This is a genomic window from Streptomyces sp. NPDC043176 (assembly GCF_056436715.1).
Genome location: NZ_JBWKCA010000039.1, coordinates 28,764 through 45,934 on the forward strand (window position 1 = coordinate 28,764; position 17,171 = coordinate 45,934).

Consider the following 17,171-nt stretch of genomic DNA (forward strand, 5'->3'; position numbering starts at 1 on the left):
TCCCGGCCGGCGGATCGGATAGGACACGGCCGGGGTCGGGCGGGGCGCCGGCTTCTCCCAGCCCGGCCACTTGATCGGATACGTCACCGCTGACGAGGACCTCGGCGCCGGTAACCGTTCCGTGCCCGCTCCGCTGCCCGTCGACGTACCGGAGCCGCCGAAGACGAATACGGCCGCGACGATTCCGATGGCCAGCGCAGTCTGCCGGCTCGTCCCGGCCGGCGCCCTCCAGTGTCCCCGGACCGCTGTTCCGTCCTGCTTGGTGTACCCCTTGACGAACGGCAAGGCCGAAGCCCCCTCCCCTGATCGATCGCGCGCTTCCCACGCAGTCGATCAATGTAGGGCTCGCCGCTGACAGCGGGTTGCCGATCAGCCACTCGTTGCGATCTTGGGCAGGGGGTGGGCGGCGGGCTGCGGACGCCGCCACGGGCCCGGTCGTGCAGGACAGGGCGGGTCGGCGAGGACGCGCTCCGCTCCCTCCGACGGCGACGGGCTGGGGGGAAGAGTGCCCGTGCCCGACCGGCTGATCCGTCCGATCCTGGGTATGCGCCTGAGCGCACCACAGATCAGCGATGCCCGCCCGGAAGGAAGAACCGCGTGGCCGAGAACCCGACCCAGCACAAGACCCGTACGGTGGGTGTGGAGGAGGAGCTGCTGCTCGTCAGCGCCCGGACCGGTGAGCCGTTGGCCCTGTCGTCCGCCGTGCTCGCCTCGGCGGCCGGGGACGAGGCGGGGGACGTCTTCGAGAAGGAGCTGCATCAGGAGCAGCTGGAGTTCGCCACGCGCCCCGTCAGCGACATGGGCGCCCTGCGTGAGGAGATCGTCCGGTGGCGCGGCGAGGCCGGGCGCCATGCCGAAGGCGTCGGTGCGCAGGTGGTCGCGCTGGCGACCTCACCACTCGCCGTGCAGCCCTCCCGGAACCTGGGGCGGCGGTACCGCTGGATGGCCGACCAGTTCGCCCTGACGACGCAGGAGCAGCTCACCGGCGGCTGTCACGTGCATGTGTCCGTCGAGTCGGACGAGGAGGGCGTCGCGGTCCTCGACCGATTCCGTGCGTGGCTGCCGCTCCTGACCGCGATCAGCGCGAATTCGCCCTACTGGCAGGGGCAGGACACGGGATACGCCAGCTACCGCAGCCGGGTCTGGTACCGCCTTCCCTCCGCGGGCCCCTACGAGCCGTTCGGCACCGCGGCCGGCTATCACGCCCGCGTGCGCGACATGCTCGGCAGCGGGGTCCTGCGCGACCAGGGCATGATCTACTTCGACGCCCGTCTCTCCCACAACTTCCCCACCGTCGAGATCCGCGTCGCCGACGTCTGTCTCGAACCCGACACCACGGTGCTGGTGGCCACGCTCGCCCGGGCCCTGGTCGAGACGGAGGCGCGGGCCTGGCGGTCGGGGGAGCCCGTACCCCGCGTTCCGGTCGAACTGCTCCGGCTCGCTGCCTGGCAGGCCGCCCGCTCGGGACCGGAGGGCCCGCTGCTCGACCCCAGGACGCTGCGACCGGTCCCACCGGAGGCGGCCTTCGACGCCTTCATCGCGCACACCGAGGACGCCCTGCGGGAGACCGGCGACCTGGACCGGGCTCGCGCCGCCCTCAAGGAGCTCCTGGTGCGCGGCGGAGGGGCCCGGCGCCAGCGCGAACTGCGCGAGAGCGGGATGGAGCTCGGCGAGGTCGTCCGCACCTGCGCCCGGATCACCACGGAGGACAGCACCCCGCAGGAGTAGCTCCCGAAGACGACCCCGGCCCTCCCGCCTGCGAGCGTCCCGACGGCCTCTCACCGCTGACGAGACCGTCGCGCTCGGCACCCCTTGTACGCGCCGGGAGGGCTCGGGAGCAGGTGCGTGCGTCTTGCTCGTCGGACCTTGGACCGCGATGCCCCCGCTCCCCGTCTGCGGTCAGTCGCAACCTGCCGCCGTGTCCGGCGCCTCGGTCCTTCGCTCATCCGGCCCACCGGACAACGCCTCCCTGTGCCGGGCCTCGAATCAGTCCGGGACCGGCAGAGGGATCGAGGCGAGTCTGTCCGGATCGACGACGATGTGGATGCCGGTGATCCGGTGTTCGGTGACGGTGAAGGCGATGAGGGAGAGCGGGCTTCCGTCGGGGCGCCAGGACATGTGGCCGGGGACGCCGTTGACCAGCACGGGGCGTTGGCGGGCGACCTCGCCGGAGAACATGCGGGCGCCGGCGGCGACCTTGGTGGCGCCGAGCGTGACGACCACGCCGTCGGGGGTGTCGACGGTCAGTTTCACGTCCGGGTCCAGGACGCGCAGGAGCGCTTCGAAGTCGCCCCTGAGGGCGGCGGCGCCGAATGCCTCGACGGCCTCCCGGTGCTCGCGGCGGGTGTCCGTCGGCCGGTCCGTGGCCCGGACCTTGCGGCGGGCACGGCTGGCGGCCATCTTGGTGGCGGCGGTGGACTTGCCCAGGATGTGGCCGACTTCCTGCAGGGGGACCGCGAACATGTCGTGCAGGACGAACGCCAGGCGTTCGCTCGGGGTGAGGGAGTCGAGCACGATGAACAGGGCGAGGCCGACCGAATCGGCCAGCGCCACCTGCTCGTCCGGCGCGGGGTCGTCGTCGGGCGTCACGACGAGGTTCTCGAACTCTTGCTCGTAGGCGGTTTCGGGGCGGGCGCGGCGAGATCTCAAGACGTCCAGGCTGATGCGGCCGACCACGGTGGTCAGCCAGCCCGCCAGGTTCCCGATGGTCGCCTCGTCCTGACGGCTGAGGCGCATCCAGGCTTCCTGGACCACGTCCTCCGCGTCGGCGTGCGAGCCCAGCACGCGGTACGCCATGGCGCGCAGCCGGTCGCGCTGGGCTTCGAACGCCTCGGCCACGAGGTCGGAGCTGCGGGCGGTCACGGCTTGCGCTGTTCGCGGAGGGAGATCCGGTTGCCGTCCGGATCCACCGCCTCGACGCGGACCCCGAACGGATAGTCCACAGGCTCGGGCTCCTCGAAGGTGACACCGCGCCGGCGCATGCTCTCGAAATCCTTTCGCAGGTCCTCGGATCGCAGGATCAGTGGACCGGGCGCGCCCGCGCCGCCCGGCTGCCCCGCCGTCACACCTGTGACGGATGCCGACGGGGGAAGGTAACAGGGCCGGTCCGTCGGAGCGGATCCCGGGCGCGGTGCGAGCGCACTCCCCTACCTCGTTGCGCAGGGCGTGCGAAAAACCCTTGCCAAATGGTCAAGAACTGTTGACCATTGCTCGCATGCCTACCGATGATCTTCCCGAGACGTTTCACGTCACGACCGACGAGCAGCTGCGCGCCGTCTCCAACCTCACACGTCACCGGATCATGGCCGTGCTCCGCTTCGAGCCGGCGACGATCACGCAGATCGCCGAGCGGGTCGGCCTGGCGAAGGGGAGTTCCAGCTACCACGTGCGGCTGCTGGAGCGGGCGGGCCTGGTGAAGGTGGTGCGGACGCGGAAGGTGCGGGGGGTCACCGAGCGGTACTACGCGATGGCCGCGCGGTCGATCGTGTTGCCTGATCCGGGCGAGGGAGGGCCGGATCTGCTGATGCGGCACGCGGTGGCGGATCTGGAGGCGTCGCCGGCGGACGGCGAACGGCACGTACGGATGGCGCATCTGCGACTCACCGAGGAGCAGTTCGCGGAGCTGGGGGCGCGGTTGGAGGCTCTGGCGGACGAGTACCGGGCGCTGTCCGACCCGTCGCTGCCGGACGCGTCACTCGTCTTCGCGCTGTTCCGGCCGTCGCCGCGCGAGCAGGCGAAGGGAGGCGCCAAGTGACTTCAGACATAAGGAAGTTGCCCGTGGGCTTCGGACGGTTGTGGACCGCGCAGACGGTCTCCTCGCTCGGTGACGGAGTCACGCACGCCGCGCTGCCGCTGCTCGCGTTGACGTTGACGCGGGATCCGATGGCGCTCGCCGTCGTCACGGCTGCCGGAACTCTGCCGTGGCTGCTGTTCGGGGTGCTCGGCGGTGCGCTGGTGGACCGCTGGGACCGCCGGCGCACGATGTGGGTCGCGGACACGGCGCGCGCCGTGCTGCTCGCCATACCCGCGGCGGCGGCCGTGCTCGACGTCCTGAGCATTCCGCTGCTCGCGGCCGTCGCGTTCCTGCTCGGGCTCGGCGGCCTCTTCTTCGACACGGCCGCCACGGCCTATCTTCCGGACCTGCTCCGCCGCGACCCCGCACTCCTGGAACGCGCCAACTCCCGCTTGCGCGGCGCCCAGACCGCCATGTCCGGCTTCGCGGGGCCGCCTGCGGGCAGTGCGCTGCTCGCGCTCGGGCGGGCGGTTCCGCTGCTCGCCGACGCGGTGTCGTTCGCGCTCTCGGCACTGCTCGTACGTACGCTGCCGGCCATGCCCCGGCCCGTCCCGGAGGTCCGTGAGTCACTGCTGCGGCAGGCGCGGGCAGGAGCCTCGTACGTCTTCAGGGACCGGTTGCTGCTCGGGCTCGCGCTCCGACCGGCGGTCGGGAACATCGCCTTCCTCGCCGTGGAGACCGTCCTCGCTCTCTTCGCGCACGACCGCCTCGGCATCGACACGTACGGCTTCGGCCTGCTTCTCACGGCGGAGGCCACCGGCGGCCTGCTCGGCGCGGCCATCGCCTCCTCCCTTGGCCGACGACTCGGCACCGGCACCGCACTGACCTGCACGGCCGCCGTCGAAGGGCTGGCCATCCTGGGCCTGGCCGCCGCCCCCGACCCGTACGTCGCCGGCCTCGCGCTCGCCGTCTGCGGAGCCGGAATGGGCGCCACGATGGTGCTCGGTCCTTCCCTCCGGCAGGCGATCGTCCCCGGCCACCTGATGGGCCGGGTCGCCTCCACCTCCCGCATGCTGGCCATGTGCGCCGCCCCCGTCGGGGCCTTCCTCGGCGGCTGGCTGGCCACCACCTACGACATCCGCACCCCGCTCTACGCCGCCGCCGGCCTCCTCCTGACGATGACGGCCATCACGGCGTCCATGACCAGCAACCGCCGGGTCGAAGCCGCGCTGCGCGCCGCCGCACCGGCAGGCGGCCCGGACCACTCGGCGTCGGAGGATCCCGCCCGAGCGAGCGCGTCCGACTCGTCGTGACGCCTGCCGCGAAGGCCTGAGGCAAGTGGGGTGGCCCGCCTCCCTGCGGTACTGCAAGCGCGGACACGTCGGCCGGTGCGCCGGCCGTCCAGTCCTGACTCGCCGCGGGACATCGGATTCACAACCGCGGGAACGGAGGCGTGCCGTAAAGGACGTAGTGGACTACTCGTACACCTGCCACCAGCGGTCCGCCTCGGCGCGAGCCACTTCGGCGTCGTACTGCTGCGCGTCGAAGTGGAACTCAGGCAACGGGTGGGGGTCCTCCAGAAAATCGAACATCGCGCCACTCCACGGGCACGCTGCCCTCACCACCGGAGCCCCGACACCTCCCCCGCCCACCGGAACGAGACGATCACGGAACGTCTCCCGTTTCCGCCGAGCCCCGGGTCGGTCAGTCGCCGACCGGCCGCCAGCCGGCCGCTGCCCGCAGGGCCGTCGCCGCTCCCCACACCGTCAGTGCGAGGGCGCACACCAGTGCGCCCGAGGTGAGGGACGCCAGGCCCAGGGGGTCGCTGGGGGCGACACTCCTGACCGGTGCGGCCAGCCACCACGCGAGTCCGACGCCGGCGAGGGAGGCCAGGGCGGTCGGGAGCAGGAGGGACCAGCCCGCGACCGCGCCGTAGAGACGCCTGCCGGGAGCTATCACGGACAAGGGGGCGAGTTCGCGTCCGAAGCGCAGGAAGTCCGTGACCGCGCCGATGCCGGCGCTGAGGCAGACGATGGCGATGCCGACGGTGGACAGCAGCCGCAGCCATCCTGCCGCGGTGGTCAGTTTGCCCAGCCCGCCGCCGTTGAGTACGTGGTCGACCGAGGCCGACATGGCGAGGTGGCGGTGGGCGATCCCGCTCAGCGTGGCGAGCGGCAGTTGCCGGCTGTCGGTGCCGAAGAGGACCAGTTCGCGTCCGGTGTCGGCGGCCTCGGGCAGGTGCGCCACGTCGCCTGATCGGACCATGACCCTCATGCCGCCCGCCGCGCCGATCCCGCCGAGGTACTCCCGTAGCCGTGGTTCGGCGGTCGCGAAGGTGACGGGTCGCGGACGCGGGTCACAGGTGATGCGCAGCTCGCGCAGGGCGGGACAGTCGCCGACGAGTTCGACCTGACCCTGGCCATCCGCGTGGACCTGCACCGCGAGAGTGTGCACCTCGGTCGGCAGTGCGTCGTGGAACGCCCGCACCCTGGCGGGCTCGGCGTACGGAGTCGCCCGCAGCACGCTGGTGCCCAGTCGCTCGCGCGAGTCCGCCGCGCCCTGGGACGCCGCGGTCAGGGACGCCGTCCACACCTGGATCTGCACGGCGATGCCGATGGCGATGACGAGAGAGGCGACCAGGCGGGTCACGGTGTGGGGCGCGGCGGCCATGCGCCGCCCCGCGAGCAGCAGGCCCGCGCCGCCCCGCCGGTAGCCGAGGGCCGCGAACCGCGGTCCGAGGAGGCCGACGCAGGCGCCGATGACGCCGGGGAGGGTGATGAGGACGAGCAGGTACCCGGTGGCGTAGAGGACCACGACCGCGTCGGGATGGGCCAGGTCGACGACCCGGACCGTGAAGAGCAGCGCGACCGGGAAGAGCCACAGGCTCCAGGTGGGCCTGCGGGTGCGGACGGCTGTCGGGCGGGTGGCACGCGCGCGGCGGCGCGGTTGTGCGAGCACCGTCACGAGGAGGACGGCGGCCGGGACCGAGACCAGGACGCCTGCCAGCAGCGGGGCTTCCGCACGTACGTCCCGGGCGGCCAGGATGAACGTGGTGGAGGGGAACGGGATGTCCACGACCAGCGCGGGGATCGTGACCACCGCTCCGGCGACCGCGCCCAGGGCGACCGGCCGGGCCGCCTCGCCGGCCGTGCAGCAGGCACGCGCGAACCAGCCGCTGCCGAGTGCCGCGAGCAGCACGGTCCTGCGGTCCCGGGCAGCGGCTCCCGTACGGACGGCGATGGCAACGAGCAGGGCCACGGGCAGGAGTACGAACCCGGCGTAGGCGGCGAGGAACTCGCCCTGCCCGAAGTAGTGCAGGTGCTCGCCCAGGACACCGGTGCCGGTCGTCTCTCCGAAGCCGCTGATCCCTTGCATCAGGGAGCGGTCCAGCATGGCCGCGGTGGGCCGGACGTAGACCAGGAACTCCCCGGGCGCCTCGAGACCCGCGGGGTCGATCACACCGGCGAGCCTGCCGTACCGCGCGACGACCGCGGCCTCGCCTGAGGCGTCGAGCAGCGCCCGGGACGCGAAGGCCTCACCGGGCAGGGGCCAGCGCGGCAGGCCGGGTGGGGGCGCCAGTCGCTCCGTGAGCGGTTCGAGGTGGATGACGTCGTACGCCAGGCCGTCGGCCTCGGTCGCGTCCCATCTCCACAGGGCGCGCACCGGCTCGTCGGGGTAGGCGGCGGCCAGCCGGGGCGAGCGTTCCAGAGTGCGGTGCGTACGGCCGTCGAAGGAGGCGTCGGCGACCACAAGGCCGCCCACGGCGAGGGTGAGCAGTGCGGTGGCCAAGGCCAGGGCCCAGAAGCGGATGCGGCCGGCTTCCGCACGGTGTGCGGTCGACGCCCCGATCCTCCACAGCTGCGGTGCGAGCCTGCCTGCGGTCATGAGAGGGCCCTGGAAGAGGAGGTGGAGCGAGCGCGGGGCAGCCACTTGAGCGGCGCGGTACGCGGTTCCCCGGTGGAGGAGGCGCGCGGTCGCGGCGTGGCGGTGGCGTCCGGAGGGGGCGCCGCGGCCGTGGGGGCCTGGGGCGCCGGTGTGGCAGTGGCTCCCCTCGACATCGGTGTGTCCGTGGTTCCCCTTCGCGCCGGCGTGGCGGTGGCGTCCTGGGGCGCCAGACGCCCGGCATCGAGGGTGACGCGCCGGTCGGCACGCCGGGCCACCGCCTCGTCGTGGGTGACGAGCAGCAGGGCGCAGCCCCAGGTGGCGGGGAGGGCGTGGAGCAGGTCCGTGACGGCGTCGCGGTGGGCGGGGTCGAGCGAGCCGGTGGGTTCGTCGGCCAGCAGCAGCGCGGGCTCGTTCATGAGGGCGCGGGCGACCGCGGTGCGCTGGCGCTCGCCGCCCGACAAGGTCTCCACGCGCCCGTCCACCGGGTGGACGCCCAGCTCGCCCAGCAGGTCCGCCGCGCGACGGTCGGCCGCCTTGGGTCCCATGCCGCCGAGGAGGCCGGCCAGTGCCACGTTCTCCAGCGGGGACAGTTCGGGGAGGAGTTCACCGAACTGGAAGACCATGCCCACGTTCCGGCGCCGGTGCCGGGCAAGCACGCGTGAGGACATCGCGCCGAGGTCGGCGCCCCCCACCCGTACGGTGCCCTCGGCCGGGCGGACCAGGCCGAGGACGCTCATCAGGAGCGTGCTCTTGCCGCTGCCGCTCGGGCCGGTGACCGCCACGGACTCACCCGCGCGGACGCTCAGGTTGACGTCCTCGAAGAGCGTCCGACCCGGCACGTGGCAGGTCAGCCCCTCGATGTCGAGTACCGGTGGATCGTCTTGGGCTCGCACTGCGCGGTCTCCCCGTCCGTCGTTCCTGATGGCGGCTGCGTACACTGCGCGTCGGCCCGGGAGGCGGCCTGTGAGAGAGGCCGCCTCCCGGTGTCCGACGAGCGTTCGTCAGGTCCTGCGGTGTGGCGGCCCCGTACGGCAGGGGCGTTCACGGTCCGCAGGGCGGCCGGCTCAGAAGGCCTCCATACCGCCGCAGTAGTCGGGCAGGTTGTTGCGGACCTCGCACGCCTGGCCGCGGAAGATGGTGGAGTACTTGCCGCTCTCCACCGTGCCCGGGTTGCCGTCGTTGTCGGCCGGCCCCTCTGCGCCGGCCTTGTTCCACAGGGTCAGCTTGTCGGCCGGGTGGGCGTTGCGGTAGTACTCGGCCTTCACGGAGTTGCCGTCCGCCTCCAGGTCGCGGATGTTCATGACCGTGTCGGACTGCTCCGTCCACGCCTTGGCGCCGTAGTGGGTCTGCGACCAGGCGAAGGCCGGGGACGAACCGGCGATGGCCGCGAAGGCGAAGAGACCGACGGCGGCGCGACGCATGCCCATCTTCATGGGAACTCCATTTCCTTGACTGACACATGGATTCGCACCGGACCCGGGGGCCCGGTGCGAACGTGAATCATTGTGTGGAGCGGAGCCGTTCCCAGTCGTTGGCCAGGAGTCGACAGCGACTTGACGATCCGTCTACTCGCCGCCCCCCATGCAGGCGCCGGCGGTCGGGGTGGCGGGGGCGCCGGCGGCCCGGCGGTAGGCGGTGGGGGTCGTGCCGTAGGCGTCGCGGAACGCCCGGCTGAAGGCGGCCGCGTGACTGAAGCCGCGCCCTGCGGCGATCGTGTGCACGGGCAGTTCCCGGCGGACCGGGTCGAGCAGGTCACGACGCGCGTGCTCCAGACGCTGCCGCAGCAGGACCCTCCCGACCGTGGTGCCGTCGCCTTCCTGCTGGAACAGCCGGTGGAGGTAGCTGACCGAGATGTGGTGCGCGGCGGCGATCGACGGAACGTCCAGCCGGGGGTCGTCGGCGTGATCCCGGATGAAGGTCCTGATACGGAGGGCCAGTGTCCGGCGGTGCGTCTCGTACGGCAGGCTGCGCTCCGCGTCGAGGGCACCGGCGAAGACCGCGGCGACCAGGTCTGCCAGTACGGTCCGCAACCGGGGTGCCTCGGACGGCCGGTACGACCTGCTGTCCGCCACCATCCGGGTCAGGAACTGCGCCAGCAGCGCCCCCGTCCCCTCCCGTGCCGACAGGCAACTCCCGATCACGCGGTCGGCCTCCCGCGCGGGCAGGGGTAACAGCGCCTTGGGTATCTCCACGCCGATGAAGCGGAGGGGCTCACGACCGGTATGGATCTCCCAGACCCTCGAAGTGTCGCTGGTGTGCAGGTCGTACGCGCGGTGCGTACGGGTCTCCCTGCCGAGGGTGACGTGTCCTTCCCCGCGCTGCATGAGGGAAAGGTGGTACGCCTCGGGATCGGACTTCCGGATGAGCCTCGCGGTGCGGCGGAAGACGAGGGGTTGGCATTCCGCCGGATAGACGGACACCTCGTCCAGGGAAATGACCCGCTGGTTCACCTGGAATTCAGTGGCATGTTCGCTTTCCATTTCCATCGGCGCGTGCGTCTCGGCCATGAGCGCCGCGAAACAGTCGAATCGGTCACCGGGTGGCAGTTCTGCACTGCGGAATGATTTCTCGGGCAACATGGCCATGGGTTTACATGGACGTGAACGGCAGACGCAAGTGCCGTTTGCCGCGCCGATCGGCTTCTCGAGCAGCAGGGACAGTGCTCCCTATTCCTTGATCACCTTCCGGATCTCGCGCTCCCCGATGCGCTCTGCTGCCACGTCCGGGGATTACGCCATTCACGGGTGCGTGCGGCAGCCCTCAGGCACGCATATAAGCGCCGATTCGTCCGGCTCATCCTCCGAACCCACCCGCGGACGCATCGGTCTTCGCCCCCGGTGCACCCATGACCGGTCCTGCCACGGCACCACCGCCGCGGTTCCGCTTACCCCTGCGCTCAACACCGCGCCACCGACGACACGGACGCGGCGCCCGACGCGTGTCACGGCGGCCGGTACGTGTCACAGCGGCCGGCGTTATCCCTCCGGGTCTGTCCGGAAGGAGTAGACGCGCAGGCCTGGTGCCGAGGCGAAGATCAGGTTCCCCAAAGCCATGGGGCGGGGCGTGAGCGCCAGCGGAAAGCGCCGCGAGCCACCAGGGGGTTTCCGGTCTCTCAGAACGCTTCCGGTGCGGCCGTCGACGGTGAGGACGGCTCCGTCGTCCGCCGCGAAGTAGACGTGATCACCGTTTAGGACGGGCGCGGACAGACTCTGATGCAGGGTGGTGGCGGACCAGGTCCGTTTCCCGGTGACCATGTCGTAAGCGCCGGCGACTCCGCCCTGTGCGGTGTGGAAGACGTCGCCTGCGGCACTGAGCAGCGACTCGGGCGCGCCGAGGCCGACGGTCGTCGTCTTTCCGCTGGAGCGCTCGATCCGGATCAGCTTGGTCGCTCTCTCGGGGGCCGGTGCCGCGAGGTACACGAAGTCGTTGTCCATCGTGAAGGGAAGGGCCTGCTGCGACACCTCCTGCTCTCCGTACAGCTCGCCGCTGCCTTGCATGAGTTCCCCTACGCCGACGATCCGAGCGTCGTCGTCGCGTTTGATCACGTAGATGCTGTCGGGCTGTGTGCCGTCGGCGGGACGAAGCAGTTCCCAGCCGGGGTGGTCGGCGGTCCACATGCGCCGCATGGTCCGCGGCTCCCACGCGGTGATCCCGTTCTGCGTGGCACACACCAAGGTCATCGTCACGAACACGCAGCCGGATCCCGAGACCGGCCGGTTCCCCAGCGGCTTTCCGGTGTCCTTGTCGAAGCGCAGCAGCCGGAACGGCGTTTTCTCATCACTGATGAGAGCGTAGAAGCTCGTGTCGTCGACGACGGGGAAGGTCCAGTCGCTCCACGCGGACGTGGAATGTCTCCATACGACGCTGCCGGTGAGGGGGTCGATCCTGGACGCGGCCACCCCAGGTCCGATGCACCAGACGGCCGGCGCCGTGTACTGGCATTGCGCCGCCATGACATTGCCGGAGGCGTCTTTCGTCAGGTTTGTGGAGGCGGCCCAGCCCGGGGTCGTACGCGCTCAGGGTCCTCGGGGCGAGCAGTGAGGCCACGGCGAGGGCGGATCCGGGGCAGCGGACGTACGCCGGATCCCGCCCGACGTACTCACGCAATTCGGTGGCACCGTCGTACAACCAGCGGACTTTCCAGCCCTGCCACGCCGCCCGGATCAGCTCGAAGGTGGTCACGCGGTGCCGCAGTTTGGTGCTCGGCCCTTCCCATGCGAAGAACAGCAGGACTTGCTGCCCCAGGTCGAGCAGCACCCCACCCTGGGCCCTGTCGTCGTCCAACCACCACTCTTCCTGGCGGATTTCGGTGAGCACCGCGAACACGGACTCCGGTCCATCCAGCAGGTCGAGGTCGATCCCGACCGCCCGGCCCGTACGGTGCAGCTCGTGCACTCCGTTCTCGCGTACGACGATTACGCGCTCACGGCCGGCTGAGCTGCGCGACCCACGCCCCACCCGGTCCGGTGATCGCCCTCCTCGTCGACCAGGGCCCTGTCCTGCTCAAGGTCCTGCGGGAGAGCGATCCGGACCACGCGCTGCTCGACGGCACTCGCGGAGTGCGACCGGACCGTCTCCGTCCCGGAAGGAGCGGCCGGCCCGCCCGGACAGAACGACCGTGATCGCGCGCCAGACGTCTCCTCCGACTGGCTGCGGCCGGTAGTAGTGCCTCCGGGTATGGACTCCGGTCCCGCGGGCAGAAGCCATACGTCGAGTCCCGGCACAGCGCGGAAGCAGCCCGGTCACTGAGGGGCGGCGGCGCTGTGCAGGGGGCGAGGAGACATCTCGTGACCACCGAGTTCGATGGACAGCCGATTCGCCCGAGGGACGACGCGCCGGCGCCGGTCGTCGTCTACGTGGCCGGCGAGATCGACATCCAGCACGCGGGTCAGCTCGAAACCCAGCTCATGACGGCTCTCGCCGACGCGGAGCCCTCGACGGCGGTCATCGTCGACCTGAGCAATTCGTCCTTCTGCGACTCGGCAGGACTCAACGCCCTGCTCCGGGCGCGTGAGACCGCACTGGCCACCGGCCACGTCCTCAGCCTTGCCGCTCCCAGCCACCAGATGCTGCGGTTGCTCGACCTTACGGGCACCGCCAAGCTCTTCCCGGTTCAGCCCAGCGTCTCAGGTTGACGTCGCCGGGCCGGCCGGCAGGCTCACATGCCCCCGAACGGCGCACGGCACACGGCACACGGCACACGGACCTTGGTCAGCCGGCCGACTCGTGCGACGGCGAGGCGAGCTTGTCGGCCGCCCGGACCCGGTGGAGGTGGACGAGGACGTCGTAGGCCTGGCCCAGGGCGAGGGTGGGCAGGGGGTCGGGGGTGAAGGTCGAGCCGGCGTCGTAGACCGGGCGGGGCCGGGCGAGCCAGGTGCGGGCCGCGGCGGGGGTGGTGCGCAGGTCGAGGTAGAAGTCGCGGTATCGGACCTGGTCGAGGGTGTGCTCGTTCATCCCGCGGACCGCGGCGGGGACGGTGACCGGGTTCCAGTCCCCGTCGAGCGAGGTGTCCTTGGTCAGGAAGGAGCCGCCGGCGAAGCTGAACCCGATCGCGGTGTAGTCGCGGCCCAGGCGGGCGCGCAGCACCGCGCCTTGGGTCAGCGGGTAGGTGTCCGGATGGGTGGAGACGTATCCGACGTGACCGTTGTGGGCGGACAGCAGCATCTTGTGGCCGCTGTGGCGCTGCCACCACAGCACGTTGTCGGCCATGGCCTGGTCGCGGAGGCGCTCGGCGGCGGTGACCGAGGCCGGGTCGGTGAGGTCGACGGTGGCGAAGGCGAAGGTCTGCGCGATGTTCCGGGCGTGCTGCACCGTCCACGCGTAGGCCTCGCCGCCGTCTTTCTCGTGCTCGGCGAGCAGGTCGAGTGCTTCCTGGGCTCGTGCGGCGTTCTCCTCGCGTTCCGCGACCGGTTTGCGCAGATAGGCGAACACGTCGTCGAAGGGACGCAGCCGGTCGTACAGCTCGGTGAGCCTGGGCAGCGCCTCCGGTCGGTTCTCGCGTACGGACGACAGCACGCGTTCGAAGAGGTGGGCGCCGAGCTTCGGTGCTCCGAGGTCGTCGCCCATGAAGTGGACCCGGCGGTCGGGGTGGCGACGGTTGTGCTCGCGCATCCAGGCCATCAGGCTGACGAACTCCTCGCGCTCCCAGGGGGATCCGGCGAGGGTCGCCTCCGCGATCTGCCGCGGGTCACCGGGGCCTCCTTGGAGGTACTCGTCGATCCTCAGCCCTGCCGACCAGCTCATCTCCAGGGCGAAAGTGGTGAAGCCGCGTTCCTCGACGAGGTGCCGGAAGACACGTTCCTTCATGGCGAAGAACTCGTGGGAACCGTGCGTGGCCTCGCCGAGCCCCACCACCTTCGCGTCCCCGACCATTCCGCTCAACGCCCGGAGGTCTGCGGTCGGGCCGCCGGGGTCGGTGGAGCGCAGCGGGTGTGCGATGCGTTCCAGGGACCGTACGACGGCCGCCTCCCGACCCGCCGTGACGAGGTCGGCCGAGCCGGCCGACGCGGTGGGAACGGTCGAGGTCGCCCGCGCGGCCGGTGCCGCGGAGGCCATCGTGGTGGCCAGCGCCGTGGCGGTGACCACTCCCGTGAGGGCGAGCATTCCTCGCCGGCCGATCCTCGTCGTGTACCCGTACATGCTGATCACTCCTTGCGTGCGGCGGCTTCCCGTGCCTCCCGCGCCGATGAAATGATCTTCGTGTGCGGGGAGGGTGGACCGCGCTGGGGCAGTCCACCGACTTCCTCCAGAGGCCGCCCCCGGTACGGAACGGGGGCTAACCCCCGGCAGCCGGTCGAGCGACGTCAGGGGGCTACCCCCACGGAAGTCGGGGCGCTACCGGGATGTCCGGTGGATCTTGAACCGAGCAGGGTGGACGGACACACCGGATTCCCAGGAAGGCCCTCCATGTTCAGCTCGCAGTCCGTCGGCCGCCGCGGGGCACGCGCCACCGTCGTCGCAGCTCTCGCCGTCGCCCTGTGCACCACCCTGATGACCGACAGCGCGGAAGCCATCGTCAACGGAACGGATGCCACCGAGCGGTACCCGTTCATGGCGGTGATCCCGGAGTCGGCCCCGACGCAGGGGGTGTACGACGGGAACTGTGGGGCGTCCCTGATCGATCCGCGATGGGTGCTGACGGCTGCCCACTGCGTACAGGGCGAGGGTCTCGAGCTGGAAGGGGTCGTCCGGATCGGCAGCCCGGAGCGGAAGTCCGGCGGGACCGTCCGCGCGATCGAACGCACTGTCGTCCATCCCGGCTACGCGAACGGCGAGGGGGCGGCGCCCAACCAGGACGACATCGCTCTGGTCCGTCTGGATCGCCCGGTCTCCGAGCAGCCCGTCCCCCTCGCGAAGCGCGTCGGGCGGCCCGGCACCCCGACCCGCATCCTGGGATTCGGAACCACCACCGACACCGGACTGCGGTTCGCGGAGCGGCTGCAGGAACTCGAGACGCGCACCGGCACCGCCGCCGAGTGCGACCCCGGCTACGCGGACAGGACCCGGCTCTGCACCATCAGCCGCGTCCCCGGGGCGATGGCCTGCTTCGGGGACTCCGGCGGGCCGCAACTCCAGAAGGACCGGCGGGGACGGTGGGAACTCATCGGCACCACCTCGGGCCCCGGCGCCTCCGCGGTCGCGTGCTCGGCCGGCCCGGGCCTCTACACCAACGTGCCGGCCTACGCCGACTGGATCCGCAGGACCGTCAAGCGCCACTCCTGAGTACCTCCGGGGCCGGCCGGGACGCCAGGACCGGCCGGCGCCGGTTTCGGACGAAGCCATGGCGATGCCGGGGTCGCACGACCCCGGCCTCGTCGGGCGTCCTCCGAGATGACGACATCGGCTGACTGAGCGGAAGCCGGATCGAGGAGCCCGGCCCCCGGTGTTCGACAGAAGCAGCCTCCGGGGCGGATCCCTGCTGCCAAGAGCGCTCGTTGCCGTCCGGCCCGCGGAGGCCTGCCGCTGCTGCCAGGACCATGGGCGCGGTGCAGTAGGGCTTGCCGGAATGGGCTCTGACGGGGCAGCGACGGCAGAAGCGGTGCTTGTGGAGGACGATGGTCAGGGGAGTTGGACGGTCGTGCACGTGGCTCCGCGTACTGCCCGGGCCTCGCAGTCGTCGCGACCGCCGGCGTTGGTCGCGACGATTTCGAGGCCCCAGGCGTCTCCTGCGGCCGGGAGCGGCATGCTGATGTCCTGCGTGATCCTGCCCTTGTCGTCGGGCCTCATGCTGCTGGAGTAGAGCTCTGACAGGCTGTCGAGGGCCTCACCCTCCTCGCCGATGGCGACGACGTACACACCGACGGTTGCCGACGTCTCGACGCCGTCGGCCCGGACGCCGAAGCTCAGCTTGAGGTTCGACCTCGGCCCTGCGAGTTCGACGTTGCCGATCGTCGGCCTGCCGTTCCCGCCCGCCGCCTTGGCCGCGCCGACGACCGCCACGCTCCGGGCGACCATGTAGAGGATCACGCCGACCACCAGGACGACGGTCTCCCATAGGTTGCCCCTCCTGGTCGGGTGGATGAGCAACGCCACCATGCTGCAGACGATCGCTCGGGAGTCCCCCACGCGCAGTGTGGCGTGGTGGTGTACGGCGGGGTGTGGGCGGAGCGCGTACTCATCGGGTGATCGGGGTGGCGCCGGTCGCCGCGAGGGACAGTTCCCAGAGGCGTGCGGCGGAGTCGGGGGCGATGGCGTACGCGCGGACCCCGCCGTCGTCCATGGGCTGCTCGGGGGTGGAGACGCGTGCGATGTCGCAGTCCTCCAGGTAGAGCCCGCCGAGTGTGTCGAGGAGGGGTGAGGTGGCTGCCCAGAGGCCGGTGGCGGCACCCTGGGAGGGGGTCTTGAAGCCGGCGCCGATGACGTTGCCGTGCTGGTCCACCCACCCGCGGTCGATCTGCTCCTGGAGACTCATCTCCCGCTGGAGACCGGTGATGATCTTTCCGGGGTGAAGGGCGAACGCCCGTACGCCGTCGTCGCGTCCGAGGGTGTCGAGGTGGACGGCGAACAGGGAGTTGGCGGTCTTGGCCTGGCCGTAGGCCAGCCACTTGTCGTAGCCGGTGCGGAAGTGCGGGTCGTGCCAGCGGATGTCGGTCAGTACGTGCCCGGCGGAGCTGTTGACGACGACGCGCGCGCCGTCCGCGGCGGCCAGGAGCGGGTAGAGCTCGCTGGTGAGTGCGAAGTGGCCGAAGTGGTTGGCGGCGAGCTGGCTTTCCCAGCCGGGTCCTACCCGCTGCTCCGGAGTGGCCATGACGCCCGCGACGGCCATCAGGATGTCGAGACGGTCGAGCCGGTCACTGATCTGTGCGGCAGCGGCGCGCACGCTCCGAAGGTCGGTCAGGTCCATGGCGACGACCTCGGCCCCCTTCAGGTCCTGGAGAACTGTGCGGGCGGTGGCGGGGCGGCGTGCGGGGACGATGACGCGGGCCCCGGCGACCGCCAGGCCCCGGGTGGTCTCCAGCCCTAGACGAGTAAGTCCGAAGTTGGTCAGTGGTCGTAGGCGGTAAGTGACCTGGTCAGCGGTGTTCCGTTGGTCCGGTTGTGCCAGATGACTGCG

General features: G+C 71.2%; 16 protein-coding genes. 6 read left to right on the forward strand and 10 right to left on the reverse strand.

What is annotated here, in order from left to right; genetic code table 11:
• Positions 1-597: 597 nt before the first annotated feature.
• Positions 598-1,728: a glutamate--cysteine ligase 2 gene (locus AC067A_RS35830; protein ID WP_479247567.1), complete on the forward strand. Its 1,131-nt coding sequence runs from the start codon at positions 598-600 to the stop codon at positions 1,726-1,728.
• A gap of 258 nt (positions 1,729-1,986) precedes the next feature.
• On the opposite strand, the gene AC067A_RS35835 is transcribed toward AC067A_RS35830, so the two are convergent.
• Positions 1,987-2,862 carry a sigma-70 family RNA polymerase sigma factor gene (locus AC067A_RS35835; RefSeq protein ID WP_479247569.1) on the reverse strand — a complete coding sequence of 292 codons (876 nt, stop codon included), beginning with the start codon at positions 2,860-2,862 and terminating at the stop codon, positions 1,987-1,989.
• Positions 2,859-2,981, reverse strand: a complete 123-nt coding sequence (locus AC067A_RS35840; protein WP_479247571.1) for a hypothetical protein — start codon at positions 2,979-2,981, stop codon at positions 2,859-2,861. Before AC067A_RS35840 ends, AC067A_RS35835 begins: the two co-directional genes overlap by 4 nt.
• Before the next feature lie 233 nt (positions 2,982-3,214).
• On the opposite strand from AC067A_RS35840, the gene AC067A_RS35845 reads away from it, so the two are divergent.
• A complete protein-coding gene (locus AC067A_RS35845) occupies positions 3,215-3,754 on the forward strand; it encodes an ArsR/SmtB family transcription factor (protein ID WP_479247572.1) in 540 nt (179 codons plus the stop codon).
• Positions 3,751-5,046, forward strand: coding sequence for an MFS transporter (locus tag AC067A_RS35850; RefSeq protein WP_479247574.1), 1,296 nt, complete (start codon positions 3,751-3,753; stop codon positions 5,044-5,046). The genes AC067A_RS35845 and AC067A_RS35850 overlap by 4 nt, the downstream gene beginning before the upstream one ends.
• Positions 5,047-5,437: 391 nt before the next feature.
• On the opposite strand, the gene AC067A_RS35855 is transcribed toward AC067A_RS35850, so the two are convergent.
• The 5 genes from AC067A_RS35855 to AC067A_RS35875 form a co-directional block, all read right to left on the reverse strand.
• The gene (locus tag AC067A_RS35855; RefSeq protein WP_479247575.1) at positions 5,438-7,618 is read right to left on the reverse strand and encodes a hypothetical protein; all 2,181 of its coding nucleotides are present in this window, start codon (positions 7,616-7,618) and stop codon (positions 5,438-5,440) included.
• Positions 7,615-8,511 (reverse strand): ABC transporter ATP-binding protein, encoded by an 897-nt coding sequence (locus tag AC067A_RS35860; RefSeq protein ID WP_479247576.1) that lies wholly within the window; start codon positions 8,509-8,511, stop codon positions 7,615-7,617. The genes AC067A_RS35855 and AC067A_RS35860 overlap by 4 nt, the downstream gene beginning before the upstream one ends.
• 171 nt (positions 8,512-8,682) lie before the next feature.
• The gene (locus AC067A_RS35865) at positions 8,683-9,051 is read right to left on the reverse strand and encodes a hypothetical protein (RefSeq protein WP_479247577.1); all 369 of its coding nucleotides are present in this window, start codon (positions 9,049-9,051) and stop codon (positions 8,683-8,685) included.
• A gap of 132 nt (positions 9,052-9,183) precedes the next feature.
• Positions 9,184-10,197 carry a helix-turn-helix transcriptional regulator gene (locus tag AC067A_RS35870; RefSeq protein ID WP_479247591.1) on the reverse strand — a complete coding sequence of 338 codons (1,014 nt, stop codon included), beginning with the start codon at positions 10,195-10,197 and terminating at the stop codon, positions 9,184-9,186.
• Positions 10,198-10,593: 396 nt separating this feature from the next.
• The gene (locus AC067A_RS35875; RefSeq protein WP_479247579.1) at positions 10,594-11,517 is read right to left on the reverse strand and encodes an outer membrane protein assembly factor BamB family protein; all 924 of its coding nucleotides are present in this window, start codon (positions 11,515-11,517) and stop codon (positions 10,594-10,596) included.
• Positions 11,518-11,851: 334 nt separating this feature from the next.
• Between AC067A_RS35875 and AC067A_RS35880 the strand changes: the two genes are divergently transcribed.
• Both AC067A_RS35880 and AC067A_RS35885 read left to right on the forward strand, forming a co-directional pair.
• Positions 11,852-12,055, forward strand: coding sequence for a hypothetical protein (locus tag AC067A_RS35880; protein ID WP_479247580.1), 204 nt, complete (start codon positions 11,852-11,854; stop codon positions 12,053-12,055).
• A gap of 350 nt (positions 12,056-12,405) precedes the next feature.
• Positions 12,406-12,753: an STAS domain-containing protein gene (locus AC067A_RS35885; RefSeq protein ID WP_479247581.1), complete on the forward strand. Its 348-nt coding sequence runs from the start codon at positions 12,406-12,408 to the stop codon at positions 12,751-12,753.
• 76 nt (positions 12,754-12,829) lie between these two features.
• On the opposite strand, the gene AC067A_RS35890 is transcribed toward AC067A_RS35885, so the two are convergent.
• Positions 12,830-14,257: an erythromycin esterase family protein gene (locus tag AC067A_RS35890; protein WP_479247583.1), complete on the reverse strand. Its 1,428-nt coding sequence runs from the start codon at positions 14,255-14,257 to the stop codon at positions 12,830-12,832.
• A 267-nt stretch (positions 14,258-14,524) separates the two neighbouring features.
• Between AC067A_RS35890 and AC067A_RS35895 the strand changes: the two genes are divergently transcribed.
• A complete protein-coding gene (locus AC067A_RS35895; RefSeq protein WP_479247585.1) occupies positions 14,525-15,340 on the forward strand; it encodes a S1 family peptidase in 816 nt (271 codons plus the stop codon).
• 336 nt (positions 15,341-15,676) lie between these two features.
• On the opposite strand, the gene AC067A_RS35900 is transcribed toward AC067A_RS35895, so the two are convergent.
• Entirely contained in the window at positions 15,677-16,153 is a 477-nt protein-coding gene (locus tag AC067A_RS35900; RefSeq protein WP_479247587.1) for a hypothetical protein, read from the reverse strand.
• Positions 16,154-16,232: 79 nt separating this feature from the next.
• Positions 16,233-17,105 carry an oxidoreductase gene (locus AC067A_RS35905; RefSeq protein WP_479247592.1) on the reverse strand — a complete coding sequence of 291 codons (873 nt, stop codon included), beginning with the start codon at positions 17,103-17,105 and terminating at the stop codon, positions 16,233-16,235.
• Positions 17,106-17,171: the final 66 nt, after the last annotated feature.

What these genes read in the sequence shown, in the direction of transcription:
- AC067A_RS35840 (WP_479247571.1), bottom strand. Translation starts at nt 2,981, where the DNA reads ATGCGCCGGCGCGGTGTCACCTTCGAGGAGCCCGAGCCTGTGGACTAT.
- AC067A_RS35845 (WP_479247572.1), top strand. Translation starts at nt 3,215, where the DNA reads ATGCCTACCGATGATCTTCCCGAGACGTTTCACGTCACGACCGACGAG.
- AC067A_RS35855 (WP_479247575.1), bottom strand. Translation starts at nt 7,618, where the DNA reads ATGACCGCAGGCAGGCTCGCACCGCAGCTGTGGAGGATCGGGGCGTCG.
- AC067A_RS35865 (WP_479247577.1), bottom strand. Translation starts at nt 9,051, where the DNA reads ATGAAGATGGGCATGCGTCGCGCCGCCGTCGGTCTCTTCGCCTTCGCG.
- AC067A_RS35870 (WP_479247591.1), bottom strand. Translation starts at nt 10,197, where the DNA reads ATGTTGCCCGAGAAATCATTCCGCAGTGCAGAACTGCCACCCGGTGAC.
- AC067A_RS35890 (WP_479247583.1), bottom strand. Translation starts at nt 14,257, where the DNA reads ATGTACGGGTACACGACGAGGATCGGCCGGCGAGGAATGCTCGCCCTC.
- AC067A_RS35895 (WP_479247585.1), top strand. Translation starts at nt 14,525, where the DNA reads ATGTTCAGCTCGCAGTCCGTCGGCCGCCGCGGGGCACGCGCCACCGTC.
- AC067A_RS35900 (WP_479247587.1), bottom strand. Translation starts at nt 16,153, where the DNA reads ATGGTGGCGTTGCTCATCCACCCGACCAGGAGGGGCAACCTATGGGAG.